The sequence below is a fragment of the Photorhabdus hindustanensis genome (genome assembly GCF_002968995.1).
GTDB classification, from domain to species: Bacteria; Pseudomonadota; Gammaproteobacteria; order Enterobacterales; family Enterobacteriaceae; genus Photorhabdus; species Photorhabdus akhurstii.
The window spans coordinates 1-23372 of sequence record NZ_PUWT01000009.1; the positions used below are offsets into that span (position 1 = coordinate 1).

The 23372-nt window shown below is 42.7% G+C and carries 15 protein-coding genes and 1 pseudogene; 10 read left to right on the forward strand and 6 right to left on the reverse strand.

Annotated features, from left to right (window positions below; translation table 11 throughout):
* The 4 genes from C6H66_RS04345 to C6H66_RS04360 all read left to right on the forward strand — a co-directional run.
* On the forward strand, positions 1–839 hold an 839-nt coding region (locus C6H66_RS04345; RefSeq protein ID WP_146111019.1), incomplete at its 5' end, for a VRR-NUC domain-containing protein.
* 15 nt (positions 840–854) lie between these two features.
* Positions 855–2000, forward strand: coding sequence for a DUF3396 domain-containing protein (locus C6H66_RS04350; RefSeq protein WP_105394891.1), 1146 nt, complete (start codon positions 855–857; stop codon positions 1998–2000).
* Between the two features lie 38 nt (positions 2001–2038).
* The gene (locus C6H66_RS04355; protein WP_105394892.1) at positions 2039–3184 is read left to right on the forward strand and encodes a DUF3396 domain-containing protein; all 1146 of its coding nucleotides are present in this window, start codon (positions 2039–2041) and stop codon (positions 3182–3184) included.
* Between the two features lie 3 nt (positions 3185–3187).
* Positions 3188–3460 carry a PAAR domain-containing protein gene (locus C6H66_RS04360; RefSeq protein WP_105394893.1) on the forward strand — a complete coding sequence of 91 codons (273 nt, stop codon included), beginning with the start codon at positions 3188–3190 and terminating at the stop codon, positions 3458–3460.
* Positions 3461–6308: 2848 nt separating this feature from the next.
* Here C6H66_RS04360 and C6H66_RS27225 read toward each other — a convergent pair.
* The 3 genes from C6H66_RS27225 to malP all read right to left on the reverse strand — a co-directional run bounded on the left by C6H66_RS27225 (position 6309) and on the right by malP (position 11490).
* Positions 6309–6437 (reverse strand): hypothetical protein, encoded by a 129-nt coding sequence (locus tag C6H66_RS27225; protein ID WP_258165933.1) that lies wholly within the window; start codon positions 6435–6437, stop codon positions 6309–6311.
* Between the two features lie 553 nt (positions 6438–6990).
* Positions 6991–9078, reverse strand: a complete 2088-nt coding sequence (gene malQ, locus C6H66_RS04365; RefSeq protein WP_105394894.1) for a 4-alpha-glucanotransferase — start codon at positions 9076–9078, stop codon at positions 6991–6993.
* A gap of 9 nt (positions 9079–9087) precedes the next feature.
* Positions 9088–11490 carry a maltodextrin phosphorylase gene (malP, locus tag C6H66_RS04370; protein ID WP_105394895.1) on the reverse strand — a complete coding sequence of 801 codons (2403 nt, stop codon included), beginning with the start codon at positions 11488–11490 and terminating at the stop codon, positions 9088–9090.
* Positions 11491–11912: 422 nt separating this feature from the next.
* Here malP and malT point away from each other — a divergent pair, with 422 nt between their 5' ends.
* The gene (gene malT, locus C6H66_RS04375; protein WP_046397177.1) at positions 11913–14627 is read left to right on the forward strand and encodes an HTH-type transcriptional regulator MalT; all 2715 of its coding nucleotides are present in this window, start codon (positions 11913–11915) and stop codon (positions 14625–14627) included.
* An 8-nt stretch (positions 14628–14635) separates the two neighbouring features.
* On the opposite strand, the gene C6H66_RS04380 is transcribed toward malT, so the two are convergent.
* Complete coding sequence (locus C6H66_RS04380; protein WP_046397178.1) at positions 14636–15829, reverse strand: multidrug effflux MFS transporter; 1194 nt, start codon at positions 15827–15829, stop codon at positions 14636–14638.
* 941 nt (positions 15830–16770) lie between these two features.
* Between C6H66_RS04380 and C6H66_RS04385 the strand changes: the two genes are divergently transcribed.
* The 5 genes and pseudogenes from C6H66_RS04385 (at position 16771) to C6H66_RS04405 (ending at position 21536) form a co-directional block, all read left to right on the forward strand.
* Positions 16771–18021 (forward strand): class-III pyridoxal-phosphate-dependent aminotransferase, encoded by a 1251-nt coding sequence (locus C6H66_RS04385; RefSeq protein ID WP_046396166.1) that lies wholly within the window; start codon positions 16771–16773, stop codon positions 18019–18021.
* On the forward strand, positions 18021–19082 hold the full coding sequence (locus C6H66_RS04390; protein WP_105394896.1) for a zinc-dependent alcohol dehydrogenase: 1062 nt from the start codon (positions 18021–18023) through the stop codon (positions 19080–19082). Before C6H66_RS04385 ends, C6H66_RS04390 begins: the two co-directional genes overlap by 1 nt.
* A gap of 13 nt (positions 19083–19095) precedes the next feature.
* Positions 19096–19728: an HAD family hydrolase gene (locus C6H66_RS04395; protein ID WP_046396156.1), complete on the forward strand. Its 633-nt coding sequence runs from the start codon at positions 19096–19098 to the stop codon at positions 19726–19728.
* Between the two features lie 101 nt (positions 19729–19829).
* Positions 19830–20940: pseudogene (locus tag C6H66_RS04400) on the forward strand (MFS transporter).
* 14 nt (positions 20941–20954) lie between these two features.
* Complete coding sequence (locus C6H66_RS04405) at positions 20955–21536, forward strand: DUF1349 domain-containing protein (RefSeq protein WP_105394898.1); 582 nt, start codon at positions 20955–20957, stop codon at positions 21534–21536.
* A gap of 204 nt (positions 21537–21740) precedes the next feature.
* Here the strand turns inward: C6H66_RS04405 and C6H66_RS04410 are convergent, their stop codons facing one another.
* Complete coding sequence (locus C6H66_RS04410) at positions 21741–22085, reverse strand: hypothetical protein (protein ID WP_248000605.1); 345 nt, start codon at positions 22083–22085, stop codon at positions 21741–21743.
* 312 nt (positions 22086–22397) lie between these two features.
* Positions 22398–22874, reverse strand: a complete 477-nt coding sequence (locus tag C6H66_RS04415; protein WP_036814783.1) for a carbohydrate binding domain-containing protein — start codon at positions 22872–22874, stop codon at positions 22398–22400.
* Positions 22875–23372 lie beyond the last annotated feature (498 nt).

A 23372-nucleotide genomic window follows, 5' to 3' on the forward strand; every position in this document is an offset into this window, starting at 1 on the left:
CCACCTACTTTGATGGTTCTGTGCACCCTGATAATTTAAAGATGTTGATTGAAGTGAAATTTCCGGGTGATAAACTTGCCGAAGATCAAGAAATAGATTACATCCAGATTGCAACCGAAGACCGCTTTGGTGTAATGCGTATCAGCGATAACCGCACAGAAGAACAAAAACAGTATGATGAAGCGTGGCGAAAACTTTATCAGCCCGGTTCTCAACACTATAAAAATCCCATCCCACTGGCCCCGCTACCGTCCGGTTCGCCGTCTGATGAGGAAGCTTTACCTTCGCCTCCCGCAGAGGGTGTACCGGGGACTATTCCGCAACCCCTGACAAAAAATCCACCGCTTCTCAGCACTTCCCGCTGGTCTTTTTTACCCAGCTATGAAGACTGGGTTATCCTCGGACAGGAAGTGGCGGGTCTGGCCGAAAACGGGTTGAATTATGTCCGCGACAGTACCCGGGAGCTGCTTGCCCAGTTTGGTACCTGGTTAAATCAAGCCGGCAAGTGGGTGTGTGAAGAGATTATTGATCCGGTCACTCATCAAATCAGCTACGCGTTTTCCTGGGTTAATGAACAAACGGGGAAAATCGTAACCTGGACGGAGAGTGAGATAAAAGCCCGCTGGCAGATTGTGCAAGAAGGCTCAGATATTACCCTGGAAGAGCTTAAAAACATTAGCTGGATGCAGATATTAAAAGAGGTGGGGGAAGGCATGCTGGAAGTGGTGGTGATTATTGCCGGTGTTGCCGTTGTTATCCTTGTCACTCTTGCCGTCGCTGCCGCGTTAGCCGCCGTCCTGGCAATATTGGCGAGTGTGACATTCACCACTGCCTCATAATTCATGGAGAAAATGATGGAAACTTCAAATTACTTTGCCCAACTGAGATCACAACTGACCTCTTTTCTTTTTAGTAATGCCGATGGGCTGACTGTTTCCCGCCTGGGTCTCTCAATTACCCTGTTTTTTAAACAGGGTTACACCCAGGAGAAAAAGCAACGCATTCTGGCCTGTTACCGCCGCTTTCGCGAAGAGTTTGGCACTCACCTGCGTTTTCATCGTCATGAGCTGGAAGGGATAAAAAAATATTCCCCAGAAAATATTGCCAAAGTGGAAGAAGGCATTCTTAATCAGAAAAAAAACCAGTTTTCTGGTTGGGTGGTCAGTGATGCCAAAAATGAAGATGAAGCACCTAATTATCTGATGCGTTACTTGGATTCTCGGGAAATAAGCGGTGATAACGGCAGTTCTTACCTAAGCCTGACACTGCCTTGGGATTATTTGAAAGAACAGGAGGGTATGACCCGCTTTATGGCCTGGCTGGATTTTCTTTGCGAACAACTCGAACCGGACAGTGGTGACTGTGGCTACTGTCTGGTCTTACCCAACGACTTCTATGACTACTTTCCCTTAGAGTACCAATTGGCTCAGCGTTACCCTGCATTGCAGGTTAATTCTGCGGTTCATACAGCCAAATTACAGTATGGGCATTCCATCCGGGGCATTAACTGGATCACCCTGCTGTCCAAACGATTTGTAAACCGACTGGGTGGGGAATACTGGATACGTCAGGTACTGCGCCCCTACCGGGATGTGGTGATTAGTTCTTACCGTGATGGCCTGATTATCCGGGCCGGTCAATACCCGGACTTAACGCCACTGCCGGGCAGTGTCCCGGAGAGTTATCTTGCCATTAACCAGTTAATACGTCCGATACGGGTGATCCCTCGTGAAGGCCATTCATTGCACTTCTATGGTGAGGGGCATTTTGATGATATTTCCACCCTAGCCTGGTATGCCCGTTATGACCGGAGGCCGCTGCAAGTGACTCCTTTGAGAGGTGACCATCCGGCACTGGTCAGCGGGATCTGGCAAACCGACAGCCTGCCTGGCCAGCAGTACTTCTTTGCTCAGGGGGCGATGGCTTTTGATGTTGAAGGTGCAGAGACGGGCACAACCCTCTGGCATCTGGTACGGGAAGCGGCAAATATGTGGGAATAACAAATTATCTACTGACTTAATAACTAACAGAGAAAATGATGGAAATTTCAGATGACTTTGCCCAGTTGAGATCACAACTGACCTCTTTTCTTTTTAGTAATGCCGATGGACTGACTGTTTCCCGCCTTGGGATTTCTATCACCCTGTTTTTTAAACAGGGTTACACCCAGGAGAAAAAGCAACGCATTCTGGCCTGTTATAGCCGCTTTCGTGAAGAGTTTGGTACTCACCTGCGTTTTCATCGTCATGAATTGAAAGGGTTAAGAAAATACTCGTCGGAAAATATTGCTAAGATTGAGGAGAGTATTCTTAATCAGAAAAAAAATCAGCCCTCTAGTTGGGTAGTCAGTGATGCTAAAAATATCTATGAAGCCCCTCACTATTTGATGCGTTATATGGACTCTAGGGAAATAAGTGGTGACAACAGTAGCTCCTATCTGAGTCTGGTGTTGCCTTGGGATTATCTGAAAGAACAAGAGGGCATGACCCGGTTTATGGCCTGGCTGGACTTTCTGTGTGAACAGCTTGAGCCTGACTGGGGAGATTGTGGTTACTGTTTGGTCCTGCCCAGAGATTATCATGATTATTTTCCCTTAGAGTATCAATTAGCTCAACGTTATCCCACCCTGCAAGTTAACTCCACTGTTCATACAACATTGAGAGATTATGCCCATTCCATCCGAAGCATTAACTGGATCACCCTGCTGTCCAAACGCTTTGTAAACCGACTGGGTGGGGAATACTGGATACGTCAGGTGCTGCGCCCCTACCGGGATGTGGTGATGACTTCTTATTCCAATGGTCTGATAATCCGGGCCGGTCAATACCCGGACTTAACGCCACTGCCGGGCAGTGTCCCGGAGAGTTATTTTGCTATTAACCAGTTGATACGTCCGATACGTTTTGTTCCGGGAGAAGGTGATTCCCTGCATTTTTATGGAGAGGGTCATTTTGATGATATTTCTACACAAGCTTGGTATGCCCGTTATGACCGAGGTCCGCTGCAAGTGACTCCTCTGAGAGGCGGCGAACCCGCTTTGGTCAGTGGGATTTGGCAAACCGATAGCCTGCCGGGCAAACAGTACTTCTTTGCTCAGGGCGCGATGGCTTTTGATGTTGAAGGTGCAGAGACAGGCACAACCGTCTGGCATTTAATACGAGAAACGGAAAATATAGCGGAGTAAATAATGCGCAGTGTCGTGGAAAGTAAAAAAATCATCCTTAAAGGCGATACCACAACAACCGGAGGCGAGGTTTTAAATGGTTCCTATTTGGTAAACCAACAACTATCGGTTGCCTGTAAAGGTACCCCGGTGTTTTGTCCCGCCTGTAAACAAACCGGCGCGATTGCGGAAGGTTCTAACTTATTCAATATACAAGGAATACCTGTCGCGTTGGAGGGACACCTTGTTAATTGTGGTTGCCCGACCGGCGCTTGTCGATTACAGGTACGGTCATAGCTATCCAATGCTATACCCGTCATCTTTCAAGTTGCCTCTTTGTTGGCTTCACTCACCCCGGTCACATAGTTTGCTATGCTCCCGGGGATTCGCTCCCCGGCCGCCGCGATGCAATCTTGAAATCCATAGAGTATAAAGCCTTTAATTGAAATACCCATAAAACCAGAGCAGGCTTTAAACTGGGATTAAAAGTTATTTTTTTAACGTATGATTTTAATCGGTATCTGGTTTTAATCGTTTTTTTTTATCTTTTGGATATTAGCTTTTTGCGAGATTTAAACATTATGATATATCGTGGTTTTACGTTTAAATGAACGTTAATCATATCCGATTTATTTTAACTGACATTGTTTTATAGATATGGTTTTATCGACATAGTTTTATCGATATAGTTTTACCCACATTGTTTTACCAATACTGTTTTACCCGTATTGCTTTACTGGCAATTCTGCGTTTTTTGTAAATCATCACCCTTTATCTTTTCTCTATAAATCACTAATCAATAGCTTGATAGTATAAAAACACCGTTAATGTTTTTTAGGATAACGCCTTTTTTGGCATTTAAATTCGGCTAAATTAATCGTTTTATCTCTTCTTTATCGCATTTTTTATTGATTTTTTCGTAGAATGGTGGTGAGAAAATATTTGAGCGTTAATCTATTCTATTAATGTTATTTTACGTGATTATTGCTTTTCAACTCTCGGTTAATGATTAGTGGATTTAGACTTAATGTCATTAATCACGCTATTGAAAACTTTTGTTCATTGTGTTAAATCAGTCTGTTGAATGAAATGTTTAATCTCTATCTGTTTGTGTTTTTAAATAGTTATGGTTGGTTAAGTAAATATAAAATAAGTGAAGGGTAGTATTGCTGATAAATGTTTAAACATAGCAAGGGGCAGCTTGAAAGATGACGGGTATATACCTTTTAAAAAGTTGGCATTAATGAAGTGCTTACTTTCTTAATCCTTATCTGATTAATCACCGGTAAAATGGAAATATAAGTAAAAAATAATATTAAAAATATGATAAACTTGAACTGTGGTTTTCACCTTTAGAGGCTGTTTTTTAATTGGAAATCTGCTTGATAAGTGATTTTTATTGATTAATTGTAGTAGGTTTAATGGTTTAATGGTTTAATGGTTTAATGGTTTAATGGTTTAATGGTTTAATGGTTTAATGGTTTAATGGTTTAATGGTTTAATGGTTTAATGGTTTTTACATTTTCTGAATTGTATTTAACGTTCTTATTTTCATTAAACTGATATTTAGGTTTTCTGTCTTCTGTCTTCTGTCTTCTGTCTTCTGTCTTCTCCTTTTTCTGTATTTTATCTTTTAGGTTTAAAACCAGTGAGGGTGGCAGAACTGATAACGGTATTAAGATTAACGCCCATTCCTTTAATCATTTTTAATGTTGCTAAACATTCTTGCTTTTCTGGGGTTAATCTAAAAGCCGCTCGGTTTTCTACAATTATAGTCTCTGATTGATAGGATATATTATTGTTATTAGGTTAGCACTGTCATCTTTTCACCTTGTTTAATCAGTTTAAAACCCGTTTTTCCTGATGTTTTCTCTTCCAATGTCCGAATGCCATCGGATTTTTTACCCGCTTTTAAAAATCCTTAATCAATTCTTTTTACTTTTGATGATTAAAGTTTTTACCTGTTTTTTCGTGGTTAGTCTGGCCTCTTTTCCAGCTTTTAAAGCCACACTGACCAGATAAAAAAGGCTTTTCTGAATACCGGTTTTATCATTGATGAAAACTCAGAGGTGGTAATTAAGGTGTTAACAGTCAGCAATATGAAGGATGGTTTATATACCCGTGATCTTTCAAGTTGCTTCTTTGTTGGCTGCACTCACTCACCCCGGTCACATAGTTATCTATGCTCCCGGGGATTCGCTCCCTGGCCGCCGCGATGCAACTTGAAATTCATAGGGTATAAAGCCTTTAATTGAAATACCCGTAAAACCAGAGCAGGTTTTAAACTGGGATTAAAAGTTATTTTTTTAACGTATGATTTTAATCGGTATCTGGTTTTAACCGTTTTTTATCTTTTGGCTATGTGCTTTTTGCGAAATTTAAGCATTATGATATATCGTGGTTTTACGTTTAAATGAACGTTAATCATATCCGATTTATTTTAACTGACATTGTTTTATATATATTATTTTATCGACATGGTTTTATCGACATGGTTTTATCGACATAATTTTACCCACATTGTTTTACCAATACTGTTTTACTGGCAATTCTGCGTTTTTTGTAAATCATCACCCTTTATCTTTTCTTTATAAATCACTAATCAATAGTTTGATAGTATAAAAACACCATTAATGCTTTTTAGGATAACTCTTTTCTAGCATTTAAATCCGGCTAGATTAATCGTTTTATCTCTTTTTTATCACATTTTTTATTGATTTGTTCGTAAAATGATGGTGAGAAAATATTTGAGCGTTAATCTATTCCATTAATGTTATTTTACGTGATTATTGCTTTTCAACTCTCGGTTAATGGTTAGTGAATTTCGACTAAATGTAATAGTATTGCTGATAAATGTTTAAACATAGTAAAGAAGAGGCTGTTTTTAGTCATGCTATACCTTTTAAAAAGTTGGCATTAATGAAGTGCTCATTTTCTTAATCCTTATCTGGTTAATCACCGGTAAAATGGAAATGTAAGTAAAAAATAATATTAAAAATATGATAAGCTTGAACTGTGGTTCTCATTCTTACAGGCTGTTTGTTTTTAATTTTAAATCTGCTTAATAAATGATTTTTATTGATTAACTGTGGTAGGTTTAATGGTTTTTACATTTTCTGAACTGTATTTAACGTTCTTGTTTTCATTAAACTGATATTTGGGTTTTCTCGTTTTTCGTTTCTCCTTTTTCTGTATTTGATTTTTTAGGTTTAAAACCAGTGAGGGTGGCAGAACTGCTAACGGTATTAAGATTAATGCCAATTTCTTTGATCATTTTTAATGTTGCTAAATACTCGTGCTTTTTCGGGGTTAATCTAAATGCCGCTCGGTTTTCTACAATTATAGTCTCTTATTTTTCGTAAACTTGTTGCAGTCAGGAAAAATCTTTTATTTAATAAAATTGGTTTAATGCTGTTAAATGTTTTGCTAAGATATATTCTTGTTATCGGTTTAACGCTGTTATTTTTTTTTTCGCCTTATTTAATCAATCTAAAACCTGTTTTTTCTAATGTTTTCTCTTCTAATATCAGTATGGTATCGGATTTTTTACCCACTTTAAAAAAGCCTTAATCACTGCTTTTTACTTTTGATGATTAAAGTTTTTATCTGTTTTTTCCGGGGTACGCTTGGCCTCTTTATCCAGCTTTTAAAACCACACTGACAGATAAAAAAGGCTTTTCTGAATGCCTGTTTTATCATTGATGAAAACTCAACGTTGGTAATCAAGGTGTTAACAGTCAGCAATATAAAGGATGGTTTATAGATTAAAACCATCCTTTAAACTGGACAGGATAATGCTTTCGGAGGAGAAATAGACGTTACGGCATTTAACCTCTGGCTATTCCCGTTTTTTTACGGCATCTATCTACATCTTTCAGCAATTGGTTGACATGATCATCACCAAACAGGGTTTCCAGAGTGGTATTCAATTTACGTCGCCAGTTAGGATATTCCATGACCGTACCTGGAATATTGACCGGTTTATCCATATCCAGCCAATCTTCGGGTTGTAGGCCCAGTAGTGCGCAGGCACTGTGGGCGATATAACGATGTAGCCCTTGGTTTATTATCGGTGACATGTCTACCTCTTTTGCCATGTCACCGATATGTTCCGGGATACAGCCGTAGCGATGTAAGCCTTCTAATAACCCTTGTTTGCTCGCTTGACGGTCAGTATGTAACCCTTGAAGCAGGTCTTTATCAGGATATAACTTGAGTGATTCCCCAAGTGTCAAATCGTTGCTTTGCCAAAATCCACGCAAGGTCGGTAAATCATGGGTGGTGATGGTCGCCATTGCTTGTATCGGGTAATCCTCAGGCGCACGGTATTCTCCATTGCCATGACGCTCAAAGTAGAGCACTTTATAAGAATAGACACCGCTGTCGCGCAGTTTGCCGACAATTTCTTCCGGGACGATACCCAAGTCTTCACCAATAACCAGACAGCGATGACGTTGGCTTTCTAATGCCAGAATCGCCATCAGATCATCAACCGGATAGTGTACATATGCTCCTTTGTCGGCGGTTTCGCCATAGGGAATCCACCAGAGCCTGAGCATCGACATCACGTGGTCAATGCGTAGTGCGCCGCAATAGGTCATATTTGTGCGCAGCAGCTGAATGAACGGTTGGTAAGCTTGGGCTTGCAAAACATGAGGATTCATCGGGGGGAGGCCCCAGTTTTGACCCAGTGGCCCAAGAGCATCCGGTGGCGCTCCCACTGATGCTTTAGTGCAGTAGACAACTCGGTTGCACCAGGTTTCCGATCCGCCTTCCGCTACGCCAACGGCCAAATCACGATAAAGCCCAATCGGCATGCCGCTTGTTTGGCTTTGTGCAAAGCAGTCTGCAAGTTGAGTATCGGCCAGCCACTGTAACCAGAGGAAAAATTCCACTTCCTGCGGGTGAGATTGGCAAAATGTTTGTACGGCTTCGTTGTGCGGATCGCGGTACTTTTCCGGCCATACCGGCCAGCCCCAACATGAGCTATCTTCGGCATATAGTCGGCAATGCAGAGCGTCATAAGCGGCTTGATAGTAGAGACATTCATCACCCTGAATGACAAATTGGCGGAAAGCGGTTTTTGATGAATCATGTTCTGGGCGTGTGCTGAATTGTTGATGTGCCAGACGCAGTGCCGCCATTTTCAATGCCATCACTGTGGTGTAATCCACCCATTTTGTGCCGCGGGAATACTGTAACGTGCGTTGAGTCTCTGGTGATTGCCACCAACTCTGTGCTTTTTCACTGAGTTTGAAATCTTCAATCTGATTAACGTCAATGTAAATCACGTTAAGCCAGTTGCGTGAAGAGGGGCTATAGGGGCTGGCGCTTTCTGGCATGGCTGGGTGCAATGCATGCAATGGGTTCAACCCGATGAAAGCGCCTCCGCGTGCTGCTATCTCTTTCAGCATGTGTTTCAGGTCGCCAAAATCGCCGATTCCCCAGTTGTTTTCTGAACGCAGGGTGTAGAGTTGCACACAGGCGCCCCAAAGTTTTTCTCTTCTTTGCAGGGCATCTGGTTCGTAGCAGCGTTTGGGCGCTACGATAATCCGCACAGACCAGCATTGGTTTTCTTGTGTCAAAGTGAGGTGATGGTAGCCCAGAGCAAGCGTATCAGGTAGCGTCAATATGTGGCGGCAATGCCCCTGAAATTCCTCTCCTTGTTCTGTCTGTATCTGCCATTGGTAGTGCTCTTCATCTTTCAGGGTGATGGTGAAGTGCTCGCCTTGAGTAAAAACTTTTACTGTCGGCAAGGGGGAAACCGGCTCGCTGGCCGGTTTGTTTTCACTTATCGCATCCAACAAGTAGTGTCGGGTTTCTGCCGGAATCGCTTGCGGTTTACCATAAGCATTAATATAGCTGGCGACAATGCCAGCCTCGGTCGCTAAATGATCGAGGCTTTTCTCCTCCATGATTTTTCCTTATCTCTTTGCTTGCCAGATACGCTGTTGATAATCACGGATTGTCCGGTCAGAGCTAAACATGCCCATCCGGGCGGTATTTAGAATGGCGCTGCGTATCCAGCTTTGAGTATCGCGGTACAAGGTATCGATCCGTTTATGCGCGTCACAATAGGAGGCAAAATCAGCTAATACCAGATAAGGATCGCCACCTTCAATCAGACTATGTAGCAGCATATCGAAGGCTCGTTTGTCGCTATAGCTGAACTCGCCGCTAGCCAGCGCCTTGAGGATGTTGTCCAGATGCTGATCTTCCTTGAGTAGTTTCAGCGGGTCGTAACCGGCAGCTTTTAAGGCTTTCACTTCTTCTACGGTATGCCCGAAAATGAAGATATGGTTATCCCCGACCTGTTCGGCAATTTCGACATTCGCTCCATCTAGTGTTCCGACGGTCAGGGCGCCATTTAGCGCCAGTTTCATGTTGCCGGTACCGGAAGCTTCTTTACCGGCAGTGGAGATTTGTTCTGAAACATCGGCAGCCGGGATCATGAGTTCTGCGACAGAAACTTTGTAATCGGGGATAAAAGCGATCTTAATGCGATCTCGTACGATAGGATCATTATTGATTTTTTCCGCCGCCTGATTGATGGCAGAGATAATGTTTTTTGCCAAATAGTAGCCAGGCGCGGCTTTTGCGCCAAACAGGAACACGCGCGGCACGATATCCAGCGCCGGGTTTTCCTGAATTTGTTTATAGAGCGATAGGATATGCAACAGGTTCAGATGCTGACGCTTATATTCATGCAAGCGTTTAATTTGCACATCAAAAATGGCGCTTGGATCTAGCTTAAGCCCCATCACTTTATTGACATAATTGGATAGCAGGATCTTGTTGTCTTGTTTGATAGCTCGGTACTCTTCGCGGAAAGCGGCGTCATCTGCATAGGGTTCAAGTGTTTTAAGAGCATCAAGATCGTTAACCCATTCGCGATTAAGCGTACGGTCAAGTAATCCTGACAGTGCCGGGTTACACTGCTTGATCCAGCGACGCGGGGTAACGCCATTTGTCACGTTGAGAAACTTATTCGGCCATAGTTGATGGTATTCAGGAAACAGATCCTTAACGATGAGCTGTGAGTGCAGCGCGGCTACCCCGTTTACGGCAAAGCCCGCGACGACACAAAGATTCGCCATGCGTATCTGATGGTTATAATGTACAGCCAATTTTTCCCATACGGCTTGCTCGCCGGGCCAGTTTTTGTCCACCAACTTTTTAAACCGGTAGTTAATTTCTTTAATGATGCTGTAATGGCGTGGCAGCAGGTGGCTGACTAGATCCTCGTCCCAACATTCCAAACCTTCTGGCATCAGGGTATGGTTGGTATAGGCGAAAGTATGGCTGGTTATCTCCCATGCCGTTTCCCAACTCATCTGGTGTTTATCCAGTAGAATGCGCATCATTTCAGGGATGGCGATCGTTGGATGGGTATCGTTAAGCTGGATCACTTCATGCTTAGGCAGATCTTCCATTTTGCGGCCCGCCAGATGATGGCGACGCAAGATATCTGCGACGGAGCAGGCACACTGGAAATATTGTTGCATCAGGCGCAGGCGTTTGCCTTCTTGATGATTATCATTCGGATAGAGAACTTTCGTTAGCTTAGCGGCTTCAACACCTTGCTGTTCCGCAGCCAGAAATTGCCCAGCGTTGAATTTGTCGAGATCAAATGGCTCGGCATGGGTTGCTTGCCACAGGCGCAATGGTTGGGTAATGCCATTACGGTAACCAATGACGGGTAGATCCCAGGCTTCTCCAATCAAGGTAAAGTCAGGCGCCCAAGTTTCGCGTCCATCATCGGTTATGATGATTTTGCCACCGAAATTCACTTCAACATCTAACTGAGTGTTATGGCGGAACCAGGGATAGGATTCTCGTCCCCAATTGTCTGGTGCTTCAATTTGTTGCCCTTGTTCAAAGGATTGGCGGAACAGGCCGTATTGATAATTCAGACCATAGCCAATTGCCGGCTGACCGACGGTTGCCATAGAGTCAAGAAAACAGGCGGCGAGCCGTCCCAATCCGCCGTTACCTAAAGCGGGGTCGGTTTCTTGTTCCAGAAGATCGCTGAGAATAATATTTTCTTCTGCCAGGTAAGCCTGAACGTCTTCATACCAACCAAGGTTAAGCAGATTGTTTGCGGTCAAACGGCCAATCAGAAACTCCATCGAGATGTAGTTCACATGGCGTTGTTGGTCGGAATGATTGATGACAGGGCATGCGGGCAACAGCTCTGACAGGGCCGCGCTAACGGCTTGCCACCACTGATGCTGGGTCATTTCCTGTGCTGAACCGAGGCCAAAGCGCTGCCATTGACGTGTCAGCGCAGCCTGAAACTGGGCTTTATCTAATCTGGGCTGTTGCATGGAGTCTTCATCCTGTAGCTGAAAAGGGAAATTTAAGCACTATGCTGAATGCTCTCAGGATCTAAAGCATCATCCTGGAGAGGTATTAGTCAGGGAGGAGTAGAAGGGCGTAGCCAGTAACTATATTGCGTATCATTTTTGCATTTATTGAGTTCATTTTTTTCCAGCGGATCGATTAAGGTAATTTGCTAATCGCTTCCATAACTTATCTGTAGAAAATGGAATTTGCTGTTCAAGAATGTGATAGGGCACGCAACTTAATACTATGGGGTTCGTAAACATATTTGCAAAAGTCATCTATTTCACTAAATTTGGTTGGGCTGATTAATGACGTCATTACGGACCGTGAAATAAATTTCTAATAACATTACACATGGTTCCGGCGCTGGTTTTACTTATCGCTTCTTTGGGCACGGAAATTAATGCTTATCCCATCAAAACTGAGTCGTCCCGTTCGTCTGAATAATACAGTCTTGCGTAAGCGCCTGTTAGTCAGATTGAATGAGTCGTTTAACTATCGTCTTGTGCTAGTAACGAGTCCCGCAGGTTACGGCAAAACTACATTGGTCTCTCAGTGGGCCGCCGGGCAGGATAATCTGGGATGGTATTCTTTGGATGAGAGCGATAATCAGCCGGAACGTTTTGCCAGCTATCTTATCGCGGCGTTGCAGCAGGCTACGCAGGGACACTGTGTTAAAAGTGAAGTGTTGGCCCAAAAACATCAATATGCCAATTTACCCGCGCTTTTCGCTCAATTATTTATTGAACTTAATGAATGGCGGCGACCCATTTTTCTGGTGATTGATGATTATCATCTGATTGTCAATAGCATTATTCATGAGGCGATGCGGTTTTTCCTGCGTCACCAGCCTGAGAATCTGACGTTAACTATCTTATCGCGTAATCTGCCTTCTCTTGGGATTGCTAATCTGCGGGTGCGTGAGCAATTGCTGGAAATTGACAGCCAGCAACTGGCTTTTGATTATCAAGAAACACAGCAATTTTTTGATAAGCGTTTAACCACATCCCTTGACGCTGACGATTGTAAGCGCCTATGCAATGAAGTCGCGGGTTGGGCGACGGCGCTCCAGCTTATTGCGCTGTCAGCGCGGCAGTCGTGTGATGCCGCTGAACTGTCGGCTAAGCGCTTGTCGGGCATTAACGCCAGCCATCTTTCCGATTATTTGGTGGATGAGGTACTCAATCAGGTGGATAGTTCGACGCGTGAATTTTTGTTGCGCAGTTCTATCCTACGTTCCATGAATGATGGTTTGATTGTTCGTCTAACCGGTGAAGAGAATGGTCAGCAGCGCCTTGAGGAAACCGAACGTCAGGGGCTGTTTATTCAGCGTATGGATGATTCTGGCGAATGGTTTCGCTTTCATCCGCTTTTTGCTTCATTTCTACGTCAACGCTGTCAATGGGAAATGGCGTTGCAATTGCCGGAGTTGCATCGTGCGGCCGCGGAAGGTTGGTTGGCGCAAGGGTATCCGGGCGAGGCGATTCATCATGCCTTGGCGGCGGGTGATACTGCCATGTTACGCGATATTTTGTTGCAGCATGCTTGGTCGCTGTTTAACCACAGTGAGTTATCTCTGTTGGAAGAGTGTATGAATGCGCTGCCTTATGAGCAGCTATTGGAGAGTCCGCGTCTGGTGCTGCTTCAAGCTTGGCTGGCCCAAAGCCAACATCGTTATTCAGAGGTCAATACACTGTTGAATCAGGCGGAACAGGCGCTGCAACAGAAACAAATTGCCATTGAGCCGGATCTGTTAGCTGAATTCGACGCGTTACGGGCTCAGGTGGCGATGAACAGTGGTAAGCCGGAGATGGCTGATAAGTTGGCGAAACAGGCTTTGGCGGCACTGCTTCCTCAGAATGAATACAGTCGTATTGTTGCGACTTCCGTGGAAGGGGAAGTATTACATTGTAGAGGTGAGTTGGCTGATGCATTAGCGCGGATGCAACAAACTGAGCAGCTGGCGCGTCGTTTCCATGTTCATCACTATGCGTTGTGGGCGCTGTTGCAGCAAAGTGAGATTTTATTAGCTCAGGGATATTTGCAGACGGCTTATGAAACGCAGAGCAAGGCGTTTGAATTGATCCGTGAACAGCATTTGGAGCAGTTGCCAATGCATGAATTTTTGTTGCGTATCCGTTCACAGCTTTTGTGGTGCTGGTCTCGTCTTGATGAAGCCGAAGAGGCTGCGCGTCGTGGGCTGGAGGTGTTGTCTAACTTCCAACCTCAACAGCAGTTGCAGTGTCTGGCCCAGTTGGCTAAATGCTCTTTGACCAGAGGAGATATTGACAATGCCCGCCGTTATCTAACGCGTTGTGAAAACCTGCTAAATAATGGGCAGTATCATAGAGATTGGCGTACGAATACTGACAAACTGCGGGTCATCATTTGGCAGAATATGGACGACAAAAGCGCCGCTATTCGGTGGTTGACACAGACCGAGCGACCAGAAAGCGTCAGTAATCATTTTAATCAGGGCCAGTGGCGCAATATTGCTCGTGTTCAGATTTTGCTTGGTTTGTATGATGAGGCTGAGTCCATTTTGGATACACTGAATCAGCATGCGAGAAAATTGCAATTAATTAGCGATCTGAACCGTAATTTACTGTTGTGTAACTTGCTTTACTGGTATATCGGACGCAAAAGCGAAGCGCAGAGTGCGCTTATCGAAGCATTGGCTCTGGCTAACCGTACCGGATTTATTAGCCATTTTGTCATTGAAGGTGAGTTGATGGCTCAACAGCTACGTCAGCTTATTCAACTCAATACCTTGTCTGAATTGGAGTTGCATCGTGCACAGCGCATTCTGCGGGATATCAACCGTCAACATCGCCATAAATTCGCCCATTTTGATGAAAGTTTTGTCACACAGTTGCTAACACATCCTGATGTTCCTGAGCTTATTCGCAATAGCCCGCTTACACAACGTGAGTGGCAGGTGTTGGGGTTGATTTACTCAGGCTACAGTAATGATCAGATTGCCGCAGAGTTGGATGTGGCGACGACAACTATCAAGACGCATATACGGAATCTGTATCAGAAGCTAGGAATTGCGAATCGCCAAGAGGCGATTCAGCAAGCACAGCAACTGATGCAGATGATGGGGTTAGGTGTGTGACAGATGTTTTAGGATTCTAGCGAAACTACCCGTCCTTTCAGGTTACGACTGCGTAGGTGTGCTGACAGGGTTAGCGCGGTACCGAGTAGCATGATTAACACTAGTGACTGTTTGAGCGAAAATGGCAACACCATCGCGATGAGTGAGAGAGAGGAGCCGACAGCCATCTGGACGAATCCTATCAGTGCAGAAGCGACACCGGCTTCGTCAGAATAAGGTTCTAGTGCATAACTGGTCGCAGGCCCCATAGCAAATGCCATACCTGTACAAGCGAAAGCAACCGGCAACATATAGCTTAGCCAGTGCTGGCTGGCGACAGTTGGCAGATGCATGCCAGAAAATAGAGACAGGCTAGCCAGCGCCATCAGAATTGCTCCTAATAGCAGGCAGCCAGGGCGACCAATTCGATGGATGATTTTGTTTACGGTTAGGAAGGCGATCATCGCCCAGAGTCCGTTGCCGCCAAAAATCAATGAAAAGGCTAGCGGTGATACATGGCCTTCGGTCATCAGCACGGTAGGGGCAAATGACACATAGGTAATGACTATGCCCATAACGCCGGCGTTAACTAGGGCAAAATGCATAAACTGGGCATTACTGAGAATTTGAAAGTATTGTTTCAGTGGTAGCCCGTGAACAGTCTTAGTGTTAGCGGGGCGCGTTTCTGGTAACCAGGCGGCAATGATCAGTAGTGTAATAACCGAGTAGCAAGTCAAAAACCAAAATGGCGCCCGCCAGTTGAAAATTTCGGCCAAAATACCGCCAAGTAATGGGGCGAGAGCCGGAACAATATTTAGCGTACCGTTAATAAATCCATAGGCTTTGGCCGCCTCATCACCGTTTAGGCGATCACGCACACCGCTAACGCAGACGACACTGGTACAGCAGACTGCGCATCCTTGAATAATTCGCGCGGCAATAAAAATTTCGGGAAAAGTAGAAAGCGCCGCGATCACAGAACCGATGATATATAAGGTAATACCCGTTAGGGCCACTGGCCGACGGCCGAATTTATCTACCAGTGGTCCGGCGATTAACTGGCCTAGCCCCATAATTAATAAAAACAAAGAAATCGTCGACTGAATAACTTCATTGTTAACTTTAAAATCCTCGGCGATGGCAGGGACTGTAGGCAAGAATACATCGACACCCAAAGGTCCAAAAAGTGCCAGGCTAAGTAGAAGAAGAATATAATTTTGCATGTGTGTTCTTTTGATATTTCAATAATGGTGGTGGTTTTATTGGTGAATAGGCTCAGTGGAATTCATTCTTTAGTGCGACCAAAGATCTTGGATACACCAGAAATCTACTGGCAAGTCATTTCAAGCTAGCGATAGGGATGTTCAAGGATCACCCACAGACTGAACCCTTTACTTTTTTTAAAGACTGAACTTTATACGAGCTATTCATTGGTGTAAACCGACTAGCTTGTATGGGTATTTTTAAAAGAATTTTATATATACCCGTCATCTTTCAAGTTGTCTCTTTGTTGGCTGCACTCGCTCACCCCGGTCACATAGTTCGCTATGCTCCCGGGGATTCACTCCCTTGCCGCCGCGATACATCTTGAAATCCATAGGGTATAGGAAAAAAATACCTGATACATCACATCAAAAGGCTATACCTGATAGTAATATTTAATTATTTTTAATGTCAAAATATTATAAATGCAGACAAATAATATCGCGCCGAAATATCAGTGCGTTCTGTACTCGATATTATGAATATCAGTCAAGAGTCTGGCTATATTCGGTGTAGAAAAAATACACCGTTTCAGACAAATCAGAAATAATAGAGAATTTTTTATTACATCTTATCACCTGTCAGAAAATAGCCACGAGAGATAGAAATGCCCTTATCTTCAGCGCAAAAGTCGTAAAGTGAGAGATTTCCGGTACAGTTTTGCAGGATTTTTAACAGAATTTCTTGTCATAACCCGATAGATCAGCAGTTCTGCATGTCATTAATCAATCATTCAAAATAATAATGTATTTTATATAAAATACTTTAATTTTTTAAATGTTTTTTGGGTTTTTATATGTTCTTTGTTGATCTAAGTTAATTTTTAGTAAATATTCTCTTACCTGTTGAAGATTATTGTGCTTTCTTATAGTTAGAAATGATTAATTAAGGTAATGAAATGATGGAAAATAGCAAACGGTTTGAAGATATGCTTTCTCGTTTTGTTGGGAACGGCCCTTATCTGGAAATTGATGGTGAAAAGTATATCGATGCTGCCTCTGGAACATTTAACCTTCCACTTGGGTACACTAATCGTAGAATAGCAGAAAAATTAAAACAGCAGATCGATAGATGTACACATCTAAGTTCAGCTTATACCCATGAAATGTCCCAATATATTTTGGCTAAATTAGTTAAACATACTCCTGAAGGAATTAATAGAATATGGTTGCGTGATGTTTCCGGTTCTGGGGCAGTTGAATGTGCAATTCGTATCGCGCAAAAAGCAACAGGGCGTTCAGGAGTTATCTCTTTCTTTCTGGCTCATCATGGCCAATCTTTAGCCACGGCGCAAATTTCGGGTAATGCTTTTAGAATTAAAGATTTCCATGTCAACATTGATGGTTCTTTAAAAGTTCCAACCCCTGCGAGTGTCATGTCAGAATTTGAACCGAATACAGAACCCAATCAATATTTTGACTTGGAGCAATTTATTCAATTAGGTTCAAATGACAATATTGCTTGTCTTATTATTGAGCCTATTCAAGGAAACGGCGGGAATAACGTTTTCCCTGTCGATTTTTACCGTAAGATCAGAGACATCTGCCATAAACATGACATTATTATTATTGCAGATGAAGTACAGACTGGATTTGGCCGTACCGGGACATTTTTTGCTTCAACCGGTTATGCTAAAGAATTAGAGCCAGATATTATTGTTTTCGCTAAGGGCGCTGGTGGCATAGGTATTCCTACCGGTGGCGTGCTGATGCGGAGTTCATTGGATGTATTAGAGTCATTCGAACATTCCAGTACATCAGGCGCTAACCCTCTTTCATTAACAGCTCTCAACGAAATTATCGATATTATCGAAGACGAACAGGTTCTGGAGAATGTGCAACGTCATGAAGCTTATTTACGTGATGGCTTATTAGCATTACAGCATAAATACCCAGAGATTACCGGTGTTAGGGGCGTCGGTTATATGTTTGGCTTTGATACGCCATCACCGGAATTTGCGGCACAAGCGATTGCAATAGCGAACTCGCATAACTTGATCATCCGTGGTTCTCGCTATGGTAAAGGTCGTGCGCTTAAAGTTCGTCCACCGCTAATTTGTACTCAGGAACATTTAAACGAAATTCTGCATAAACTTGATCTGACTTTTGCTGATATGACATTAAATATGTTTGACAACAAGGAGGTAGCGTAATGAAAGCACTTAAATTTAATCGGGTGTGGGATGTGCAAATCCAGGATGTTGAACCGTTACGCTGTGTTGAGCCTGATGATGTTGTCGTTGATATTGCGGTGTGTGGCGTTTGTGGTACGGATGTTGGGATTATCACCGGATCTTATCCTGTTGCTATTCCGGGAACCACTCTGGGCCATGAAACAACGGGAGTTGTTGCGCAAATAGGGAAGAGTGTCACTCATTTTAATGTGGGGGACCGTGTTGTTATCAATCCGACCTATTCCTGTGGGCATTGTCGGATGTGCCAGACAGGTAGTCCAAATCATTGTGAGAAAAAATTGGGAACCGAAGCGGGGGTTTCCTATGACGGGGCATTTGCTGAACAGTATCTGGCTAAAGAGAGTTCACTGATAAAGCTGGATGATCATGTCAGTATGGAAGAGGCATCATTGACTGAGCCACTCAGTTGCACACTGACCGGGGTTGATAAACTGGGCATTACTCATACTAATATTCGTGCGGCGGTCGCTGGCGCAGGCCCAATGGGAATGCTCTACATTTGGGCTTTACATGCCAAAGGCGTTAAGGCTTTCATGATCGAGAAAAACGAAAGTCGTGTTCAATTTGCCAAAGAAAATCTGCCGCCGGAATGTGAGCTGTATACTGATTTTGATGAGGCATTGGCGCAACAATATGGTGATAAATTAGCGCTTATCGATCTATGTGTGGATACGACCGGCCAGTTAACCGAATACATTTTTGACCATTTGGCGCCTGGCGGAAAATTGTTGAATGTCGCGCTTAAAGATAAGCATGCCAATCTTGATATCTTGAAAATTGCTGATAAGAGCCTTTCCGTGATTGGTTCCATTGATTCTCTGAATAACAGTTTTGAGCGTGCTTATACCATGATCCGTGATGGTGTTATTCCAGCTGGTCGTCTGGTCAGCCAAATTTTTGATTTTAATGATTACTTGCAGGCTTTTCTCACTGTGGGTTGTGATATTGCGTGCAAAAGCCAAAAACCACTGTTTACTCCGAACTGTAAAGTGCTGATCCGTATTTCCGATCTAAAATAATGGAATGTTTCACATGGATAGATTTAATGTGATTTTTGATATCGATGGAGTCATTGTTGACAGTGAACAACTGCACTTTGATGTTCTTTGTGATTTGGCTCCTGATTACACACAGCATGTACAACCACAGCAACTTATTGGCCTGAGTCTGGAGGAAACGTTAGATTACATTGGGGTGCCAGCTCAGCAACAGCAAGAGATCACTGCCCAAATCGTCTCTGTTTACAAAGATAAGCTGTCTAAAAGTTACCTTCGTCCAGGGATTTCCAGGTTGATAGCGGCCTTACAACAGCACCGTATCCCTTTTGGCTTTGTTTCTACTGCGCCGCGGGAAGTCTGTTTGGCGAATATTGGATTACTGGAGTTGAATGAAAGCCCGGCTTTAATCTCTGGTGATGATGTTGCGAGGACGAAACCTCATCCAGATCCCTATCTTGCTATGTTGAAATTGAAGTCTATGGATGTTCATCAAACATTAGTGATTGAAGATACCGATTTGGGTATTACAGCAGCAACGCAGGCAGGTATTCCCTATGTGTATGCTTGGCCCCATGCTTTATCGGTTGCGGAACAGTATCAACAGGCAACTCGTATTATTGGGGCGCTGACCGATATTCCGCAATTTTCTAAAATTAATTTTGGGTAACTTAATGCTCTCCGTTAGTGATAGCGGAGGGCATTTTATTGACATAGAAGGAACATGAGTTGTCTGATCAAAATATTATCTCTTTGGTAAAACAACCCATTATGGCGACGCGCGCCGCTTTTTTTTATTGCTGGTTTTAGTCTTGCAAGTTGGGCTCCCCTTATTCCTTTAGCTAAAGAACGGTTACAACTTGATAATGGCGCTATGGGGCTTCTAATGTTGGCGTTCGGCATTGGTTCTTTCATCATGATGCCAATAGCGGGCATGTTAGCCGCACGTTTCGGTTGCCGGAACATTTTCACTTTATGTGCTTTGGTCGTGCTAGTGATGTTGCCAGGGTTAAGTGTATTACCGACACCGTTGACACTGGCTTGCGTTTTATTTGTCTTTGGTGCAGGTATTGGGGCAATGGATGTTGTGGTCAATATCCATGCCGTCATGGTCGAGAAAATGGCTCAGCGGCCAATTATGTCTGGCTTTCACGCGTTATTTAGTTTGGGCGGGATCGCCGGCGCAGGATCGGTGAGTGCATTATTGTCTCTGGGAATATCTCCTCTCCAGGTGATGGTAATGGCGGTATTACTGATTATTTTATTGCTATTGCCGGTATGGGGCGGGTTATTGAACGAAGCCGAAGCGGGTAATACGCCATTCTTTGCTGTGCCTCATGGGATCGTGATTTTATTGGGCTTTCTCTGTTTTGTCGCTTATATCATGGAAGGATCAATGCTGGACTGGAGCGGTATATTATTAACCAGCGTACATAATATCAGTAGTCATCAGGCTGGTATCGGTTATACCCTGTTTGCTATTGCTATGACATCGGGCCGCTTTATGGGTGATAAGATTATTGCCCTTTATGGACATCAACGAGTTTTTATCAGCAGTGCTTTATTGGCGACTGTTGGGTTTATTCTTATTTACTCAGCATCAACCGCAATGATATTAGGACTCTCTTTCCTGATGATAGGCGCCGGATTATCCAATATAGCGCCAATGCTTTTTACCGCTTCTGGTCAACAGAAAATTATGCCTGATTCGCTGGCGGTTGCCGCGGTTTCTACAATGGGATATTCAGGGATTTTGCTGGGACCTGCAATCATTGGTGGATTAGCGCATATTGTGACATTACACGGCGCTTTTGCTTGTATTGCTTTACTCTCTATTTCCTTATTTGCAGGATATAAATTGATTAATTCGAGCGGAAGATAATAGAGGAAGTTCCTATGAGTTTGTCACAATATCATTGGCTTAATGAACCATCCGATTGGCAATGTGGCATTGATTGGCTTAATGTCACCACAGATCATAAGACCGACTTTTGGCAGAAAACATGGTATGGCTTTGAACGTCATAATGGCCATGTTTTTGGGCGTTATGTTGAGAATGATTTCACCTTTCAACTCTGTATTGAAGGCTGTTTTGAACATTTATACGATCAAGCAGGAGTCATGCTATTGATCGATGAGAAACATTGGCTGAAAGGCGGAATTGAATATTCTGATGGTCATGCCACGATTGGTAGTGTGCTGACACGTCATCATTCTGATTGGTCTATGGGCGTATTTCCCGGTGATTCTAGTAAATTCTGGTTACGTTTGACTCGTGAAGAGGGGTATTTAAGATTGCAATATTCCACTGATGGTTTACGGTGGCCATTGTTGAGGTTGGCTCCTTTTTTTGAAGATAAACAACCCGTCTTTGTTGGTGCAATGTGTTGTTCTCCAGAACGGCACGGATTACAGGTGAGGTTTTCTGATTTCCAATTGGCACCGCCAATAAAAAAACCATTGCATGATTTAAGTTAGCCAGACATGCTTTAAAGCACCCGGAGCAATATGCTTCGGGTGTTATATATCAAGTCAGATGTTTAAACTCTTTCTAGAATAAAACCGGTAAAGTCAGCAGTTGCTTCTTCTGGAAGTTCTACAAATTGTTCTTTCAGTATGTAAACACGTAAAAGTCCCTCTTCATCTGTGTTTAATTCAACTGAACCGGTCGTAAAATTGAAGCTATTTACAACAAAGGATTCGGGGCCAAATGTGCGATTCTGTAAACCAAAATAAGCTGGCAATGCCCTTTGTGGTATTTTTTTTTATCGATAAGCGTGCTGTACCCGTCAGTCTATATCTAACGTTAGGTTCTAATCCTGTTATAATTTGATCAATGACGCCAGAGCTGGAATAGCTTTGGATGCTAAGAAAATTAACCCCATTCTCGGATAAAATTTCTACAGTTTCAGGGGCTGGAATTCTCCAGCCTTTATATCCTTCATCAAATGAGCCATTAACCAGTTCTTTATTAGCGTTTTTTGTATCAGAATAATCTGTGCGATTTAATATTTTCTTCATATCCATATATGAGTCCTGTTAAATGAATAACGATTGAATTTTATTTTTCTTAATAATTTTTTCTGTAAGTACTTTAGCAATAATGGGGGAATATTCAATGGTGTTTTTCAATTGAATATTATGTCTGTGATAATTAGTGTGAAAATAAATGAGGTGACGAAATTATTACGATGGGGATTTATTTTTAAATAATTGAGCTATATTCTAGTTAAAATATCACTTTGTAATTTTTAAGTTTATTTTTTCAACCTATATTTAAACACCCAGAGCAGTTAACTCTGGGTGTTTAAAATGTTAAAATATATCGAAGTTAAATGCTTAGGCTTTCTCTAAAATAAAACCGGTAAAGTCAGCGGTTTCTCCATCTGGGCGAGGGCCAACTTGGTCTTTCAATAAATAAACGCGTAAAAGTCCCTTTTGATCTGTACTTAATTCTACCGAACCTGTTGTAAAATCGGTGCTGTTTACAGCAAAAGAGTTGGGGCCATCGGTATGGCTCTGTAAACCAAAATAAGCTGATGAGGCCCATTCTGCTGATACGCGAGCTGTACCGGTTAGTTTATATTTAGTGTTAGGTTCTAATCCTTCGATAATTTGATCAATGACGCCTGAACCGGTAACGCTTTGGATTCTGATAAAGTGCACGCCATTTTCAGATAAGATTTCTACTGATTCAGGAGCTGGGATTCTCCAGCCGTTATATCCTTCTTCGAATGAGCCGTTTACCAGTTCTTTATGAGAGTTTTTCTTGCTATCAGAATAATCTTCATTATTCAGGATTTCTTGTACGTTCATATATTAGTCCTTTTTAAATAGATAGAAATGAGTTTAATTTCTTTCAGCGCTTTGTTTTTCGGGGGGGCACTTTATCAATAATGGGATAATACTCAATTGTATTTTTTGTTGGTGGTGAATTGTAATTTGTGTAAATTAATAAAAATATGGAATAAATTAGGGTGAATTTCAATATGTGTGGTGTATTTTATTTAGTTTTATCGCTATTTTTCGGTATTAATTGGAGTTTAATGTTGAATGCCATTCTGGAAATAGGTAATTAATCTGTCTATGAAGAATGTATTGCCTATTTAATGAATATTAAGATGTACGATTTTTTTCTTTATGTGGATAATTTGTATCTTGATAAGTAATTTATTTGTATATTAAAGGTTAAATTTAAGTTTGCGCAAAGTAATTGTGTTGAAATAGTAGGCGAATTCGATTGGGAAGTTCTTATTCAAAATTCAGAAAATATATTTTAAATGAGAGTTGTTTTATTGTTTATCTCATCGAGTT